This window comes from Streptomyces sp. NPDC060194 (assembly GCF_042728285.1).
Classification (GTDB): Bacteria; Actinomycetota; Actinomycetes; order Streptomycetales; family Streptomycetaceae; genus Streptomyces.
Genome location: NZ_JBHWZH010000074.1, coordinates 23,656 through 29,852, shown reverse-complemented (window position 1 = coordinate 29,852; position 6,197 = coordinate 23,656). Strand labels below are relative to the sequence as shown.

Below are 6,197 nucleotides of genomic sequence, written 5' to 3'. Positions count from 1 at the left end.
CTCAGCGGCCCCGGCCGCACGGGCGTGCCGTGCCCCGGCCGACGGCGATGCGGCGGGCGCGGCCCGCGGACAGCCCTTGGGGGTGACCGGCTTGTGTTCATTGCACCGGTTCGCGCCCGATGGACAGCGGAGATGTGCCGACCACTATTGAAAATGGCTGTCATCTTCGTATAGAAGTACTGCATGCCCAGCTCGCCATCGGCGCCGGCCCCCTCTGCGGGCGGCGCTCGACCCTTCGCGCTCACCGCCCTTCGGCATCCCGTGGTCTCCACGCTCCTGGCCGACCACCGGGACCTGCTGGCCGACCTGTCGGAAGGGCTGGGGTCGCCGCTGCACGTCATGCTGCCGGAGGTGTTCGAGGAGAACGTCGCCCGCCTCCGGCAGGCGTTGGCCGCCGCGGGCGCCGACGCGGACATCCTGTTCGCCAAGAAGGCGAACAAGGCGGACTGCTTCGTGAGGTCGGCCGCTGCCCTCGGGATCGGGATCGACGCCTCCGGCGCCCCCGAACTGGTCAAGGCGCTCGCCGGGGGAGTCCCCGGACACCGCATCGGGATCTCCGGCCCGGAGAAGGACGACGCGCTGCACGCCCTCGTCGTCCAGCACGACTGCCTGGTCGCCGTCGACTCCGTGAGCGAACTCCGCCGGCTCGCCGCGACGGCGCGCCGCGCAGGACGGCGGGCCCGGGTGCTGCTGCGGTCCCGCACGGCCGTCCAACCGGGCAGCCGCTTCGGGCTGTCCGCCGCCGAACGCGAGGCGGCGGTGGGGTTGTGCGCGGAACTCGCCGACCACGTCGCGCTCCACGGGTTCTCCTTCCACCTCGCCGGCTACGGCGCCGAGGAGCGGGCGACCGCGGCGAACGAGATGATCGAGCACTGCCTCGACGCCCGGCGGCGCGGCTCGCCCACCGCGCAACTCGTGGACATCGGCGGGGGTTTGCCGGTCCGCTACGTCGAACCCCGTCTCTGGCAGGGGTTCGTCGAGCAGGACGAGCCGTCCCAGTACCACGGGGCCAGGGACTTCCAGGACTTCTACCCCTACGGCGGGCGGACCGCCTCACAGGCGGTGCGCGCGATCATGGCCCACCCGGTCGACGGCGCGGAACGGCTGTCGGGGAAGGCGCGACGCCACGGCATCCGCTTCGTCGTCGAGCCCGGACGGGCCCTCCTCGACCAGGCCGGATTCACGCTCTTCCGCGTGCAGCAGGTCGACGACCGCCGGGACGCCGACGGGTACGCGATCGTCACCGTCGCGGGCAGCAGCTTCAGCCTCTCCGAGCAGTGGTTCGGCAGCGACTACCTTCCCGACCCGTTGCTGATGTCCGCCGAGCCCGTCGGCGACGAACTGTTCCCGGCGTGCGTCGCGGGCTCGACCTGCCTGGAGAGCGACATGGTGACCTGGCGGAAGATCGGCTTCCCGCGGCCCGTCCGCCGCGGTGACCACCTGGTCTACCTCAACACCGCCGGCTACCAGATGGACTCCAACGAGTCACCGTTCCACGACGCCGCGCTGCCCCTGAAGGCCGTCCTCAGGCTCGGTGACGGCGGCACTCCGCCGCGTTGGCGCCTCGACGGCGTCTGACCCGCGTCCTCGCACGCACCCCGACGCACCCCTCCCGTACACACGAAACGGAGACCCCCGTGCCCCAGAGCTACGCCCCGCCCGGGCAGTTGTGGCTGCTCCCGCAGTCGGCCCAGGAAGGCCTCGACCTCGACCACCGGCAGGTGATCGCCGTCGTCGAGCGCGCCTACCGTGCCCTGCGCGAGCAGGGCTCCGACAACCCGGTCAAGACGGTCATCGAAGGACCCGGGCACCGCTCGCTCAGCTATTCGATGGTGGCCAGGGACGCGGGAAGCGACACCGTCTGCTTCAAGGCCGTCTACGAGTTCGACCCCCGCCGCAGCCGGGACGACTACCGCTTCCACTCCTTCGTGTTCCTCGCCGACGACGCCACCGGCGCGCCCGTCGCGCTGATGGACGTGGTGAAGCTCGGCCCGCTGCGGTCCTCGGCCACCACCGCGCTGTTCGCCCGCGAGGCCTGCCCGGACGCGCGCACCGCCCTGGTGGTCGGCACCGGCGTCCAGGCGCGGAGCGCGCTGCCGATGCTGGTGGCCGCACTGCCGGATCTGGAGCGCCTGCAGGTGTTCGGCACCTATCCCGAGGGGCTGAGGGCCGTCCAGGACAGCGTGCCGGGCCGCGAGGTCGAGATCGTGAAGGACCTCCGCCAGGCCGCCGGCGAGGCGGACGTCGTGGTCGGCGCCGCCGGGCTCTCCGTCACCGAGGAGGTCCGGCGCGACGCGATGAAGCCGGGCTCCGTCGCCGTGCTCCTCGGGTACGGCGTGGACGCCGAGGTGTGCCGGGGCGCCGACTACCGGATCGCCACCGACACCGCCCAGATGCACGCCACCGCCGACGACCTGCGGGACGAGAACGGCGAACTGCCGCCCATCGACGCCCAGTTGCCGGACATCCTGCTCGGCCGCGCCCCCGCCCGGCGCACGCCGGACGACGTGGTCTTCGCCTACAACAGCGGCATGGCGGTCACCGACGCCGCGCTGGGCCGGTACATGGCCGACCTGGCGCTGGCGGCCGGACGCGGGGACAAGGTCGACTTCTGGTGAGCGACACCCGCACCACCGGCAGGCCCGACACGACGGGCTCCGGCGCCGGCCGGCGGGTCGGCACCTCGCGGGCGCTGCTCGAGCTCGCGTTCCCGCTGGTCCTCACCAACTTCGCCTACGTCGCGCTGACCACCGTGGACATCGTGATGCTGGGCCGGCTCGGCGCGGTCGAGATCGCGGCCGCGGGTCTCGCCATCGCCCTGTTCAACCAGCTGCGCACCACCGGGACCGGGCTGGTCACCGGCGTCGGCAACCTCGTGGCGGAGGCGCGGGTGCGGGGCGAGCAGGAGCGGATCGGCGCGCTGCTCTTCGCCGGGTTCTTCTGGGCGACCGTCTGCGGCGTGGTGTTCTGCGCGGCGCTGCTGGCGGTCGGCCCCCTGCTGATCCTGCTCGGCCAGGACCCGGAGGTCGTCGACAAGGCGGGCGACTTCCTGCTCGTCCTCGCGCCGGGCATGCTGCCCTGCCTGTGGTTCCAGAACCTGCGGCACTTCACCACCGGCCTCACGCGCCCCGGCCCGCTGCTGGCTATCACGCTGGCCTCGGTGGGTGTCACCATCGGCCTCAACTACGCCCTGATCCACGGCACGTTCGGACTGCCGGAGTTCGGGTTCGTCGGGGTCGCCATCGCCACCGTCACGGTGTTCGCCCTGTCGTTCGCGGCGTTCGTCGCCGCGGTCCTGCGCGACGGCGTCCTGCGCCCCTACCTCACCGCGCCCGAGGCACGGCGCTGGAACGGGGACGCGGTCCGCTCCGTCTGGCGGCTCGGCCTGCCGATCTCGGGCACCTACGCCTCGGAGGCCGGCTTCTTCAGCGTCCTCACCCTGGTCGTCGGAACCCTGGGGGTGGACGCCCTGGCGGCGCAGACGGTGCTCAACCAGATCGTCTACATCGTCTTCATGATCTCCGCCGGCCTCTCCCACGCGGCGTCGATCCACATCAGCGAGGCCGGCGGCCGCCGGGACCACGCCACCGCCCGCCGGACGGGCCTCCTGGCAACCGCCTTGGGCGTGGTCGCGACGCTGCTGATCGCCGTGTTGTACCTGACCGTCCCCGAACCGATCGTGTCGCTGTTCCTCTCCGCCGAGCACGCCGAGGACTCGGGTGTCGTCGCGCTCACCGTGACCGGGCTGCTGATCGCCGCGCTGATGCAGGTCTTCGACGCCGTGCAGAACATCGGCAACGGAATCCTGCGCGGCGTCGGCGACACCGCGGGCCCCTTCCGGATCTCCCTGGTCGGGTACTGGCTGATCGGCCTGCCCGCCGGCTACCTGCTCGGCGTCACCGCGGGCCAGGGCGTCGAGGGCGTCTGGATCGGCCAGACCCTCGGCCTCGCCGCCACCGCCGCCATCCTGCTGACCGCGTTCCTGCGCCGCGTCGACCGCCTGCGCCGGGAGACGCCGGAAGCATCCGTCCCCCCATCGGAGCCGCCCTCATGAACCCCGTCCTCCTACCGGCCGTCCCCGCACCCCTCGTGCGCGCCGAGGTGGCCCGCCTCCCGCTCTACGACCCCGGAGCGGACCCCGACGAGGTGACCGCCCTCAGCGGCGGCCGCGTGATCAAACTGTCCAACAACGAGAGCCCGTACGGCGTCTCGCCCGCGGCCGCCGAGGCGGTGCGCCGCAGTGTGGCCGGCGGGATCTCCCGGTACCCCGACCCCACCGGCAAACGGCTGGCCGCGGCCATCGGGACGAGCCTGGACGTGCCCGCCGGGCACGTCGTCCTGGGCAACGGCTCCGAGAACCTGCTTGAGCTGCTCTGCCGGGCCGTGCTCGACCCCGGCGACCTGGTGGTCACCCAGTCACCCGGCTTCGCCCTGCACGAGATCTTCCCCCGGGTGGCGGGCGCCCGCGTCGTCAAGGTGCGGGCCACGCCCGGATTCGGGTTCGACGCCGCCGCCTGGCGCGACGCGCTGGCCGCCGGCCCGAAGCTCGTCTTCCTCGCCAACCCGTGCAACCCCACCGGGGCCGTGCTCGCCGCCGGCGAGCTGGAGCAAGTCCTGGCCGCCGTCCCCATCTCCGCCCTGCTCGTCCTCGACGAGGCCTACGGGGAGTACGCCCGGATCGACCCCGACTACCCCGACGCCCTGGAGGTCCTGCGCGGCCACGACAGGCCGTGGATCGTGCTGCGCACCTTCTCCAAGGCCTACGGTCTGGCGGGCCTGCGGGTGGGTTACGGCATCGCCTCGGACGCCTCGCTGGCCCAGGCCCTGGATCGGGTCCGCACCCCGTACAACGTCAACCAGCCGGCGCAGGACGCCGCCGTGGCGGCGCTGGGCGACCACGCGCACCTGGCGGACACCGTCCGGCGGACGGCACTGGAGATATCCAGGGTCTCCGCCCTGCTGCGGGACGCGGGACTGCGCGTGGCCCCGTCCTCGACGAACTTCCTGTTCGTCGACACCGGCCGCCCCTCCGACGAGGTCGCCCGGGAGCTGCACCGCTCCGGTGTCATCGTCAAGGCGTGGCGCGAGCCCGGATACGAGAGCTACGTCCGGGCCTCCCTGTCGTCGCCCGGGGAGAACGACGTGTTCGTGCGGTGCCTGACCGAGATCTGCGCGGAGGGGGAGTCGTGATCGGGAGCAGGGTGACCGACCTGATAGGCCGCACGCCCCTGCTGGAGCTGTGCGTCGCGGAGGGTTCCGGGAGGGTGCTGCTGAAGCTGGAGCAGTTCAACCCCACCGGCACCGCCAAGATCCGGATGGCCCGGAACATGGTCGACGAGGCCGAGCGGGCGGGTCTGCTGGAGCCCGGCGGGTGGCTGGTCGAGTCGACCTCCGGCAACACCGGACTCGGCCTCGCCCTGATCGCCGCCGAACGCGGGTACAAGTTCACCGCCGTGGTGGACAACCACTCCAGCGTCGACAAACTGCGCGGCATGCGCGCCTACGGCGCCGACATCCTCAACGTCGCCGGGAGCGACGGCGGCCTGGCCACGGCCGAACGCGACACGACCGCCGAGCGGCTCGCGGCCGAGCACGGGGCGTACTGGACGGCCCAGCACCGCAACCCGGGCAACCCGGGCGGCTACCGCCCGCTCGCCCGCGAGCTCCACGACGACCTCGGTGACGGGATCGACTACCTCTACGGGGCCGTCGGCACCGGCGGTTCGCTCTGCGGCACCGGCCGGGTCCTGCGCGAGCGCATCCCCGGGCTGAAGGTCGTCGGCGTCGAGCCGGAGGGCTCCGTCGTCTTCGGCGGCAAGGGCGGGCCCTACCACCAGTCCGGCACCGGCACGCCCGAGGGCTCGGAGATCGGCTGCGTCGTCGACTACGAGGTGTTCGACGAGGGGCTCAAGGTCAGCGACGCCGAGGCCTTCGAGACCTGCCGCTACCTGGCCCGCAACACCGGTGTCCTCATCGGCGGTTCGGCGGGCGGAGTGGTCTACCGGGCCCTGGAGCGGGCGGCGGAGGCGGGGCGCGGGACCACCGTCGTCGTGCTGGTCTGCGACGGCGGCGACAAGTACCTCGACACCGTGTTCAACGACGACTGGATGGCCGCCAACGGCCTCTTCGACGAGCAGGTCGCCCACCGGCTCGGCGCGATGCTGCGGTAGCGGCACCCGCCCCTCCCCGCGACCGAC

Annotated in this window: 5 protein-coding genes; all 5 read left to right on the top strand. The window is 72.7% G+C overall.

Going from position 1 to position 6,197, the window contains the following annotated elements:
• The first annotated feature begins 183 nt into the window (after positions 1–183).
• From ACFWEG_RS17720 to ACFWEG_RS17700, 5 genes are read left to right on the top strand one after another with little or no spacing between them, the layout of a single operon-like run.
• The gene (locus ACFWEG_RS17720) at positions 184–1,578 is read left to right on the top strand and encodes an alanine racemase (protein ID WP_387215926.1); all 1,395 of its coding nucleotides are present in this window, start codon (positions 184–186) and stop codon (positions 1,576–1,578) included.
• Between the two features lie 59 nt (positions 1,579–1,637).
• A complete protein-coding gene (locus ACFWEG_RS17715) occupies positions 1,638–2,618 on the top strand; it encodes an ornithine cyclodeaminase (protein WP_387215923.1) in 981 nt (326 codons plus the stop codon).
• Positions 2,615–4,054, top strand: a complete 1,440-nt coding sequence (locus ACFWEG_RS17710; RefSeq protein ID WP_387215920.1) for an MATE family efflux transporter — start codon at positions 2,615–2,617, stop codon at positions 4,052–4,054. Before ACFWEG_RS17715 ends, ACFWEG_RS17710 begins: the two co-directional genes overlap by 4 nt.
• Complete coding sequence (gene hisC / locus ACFWEG_RS17705; RefSeq protein ID WP_387215917.1) at positions 4,051–5,190, top strand: histidinol-phosphate transaminase; 1,140 nt, start codon at positions 4,051–4,053, stop codon at positions 5,188–5,190. Before ACFWEG_RS17710 ends, hisC begins: the two co-directional genes overlap by 4 nt.
• A complete protein-coding gene (locus ACFWEG_RS17700; RefSeq protein ID WP_387215934.1) occupies positions 5,190–6,170 on the top strand; it encodes a PLP-dependent cysteine synthase family protein in 981 nt (326 codons plus the stop codon). The genes hisC and ACFWEG_RS17700 overlap by 1 nt, the downstream gene beginning before the upstream one ends.
• Positions 6,171–6,197: the final 27 nt, after the last annotated feature.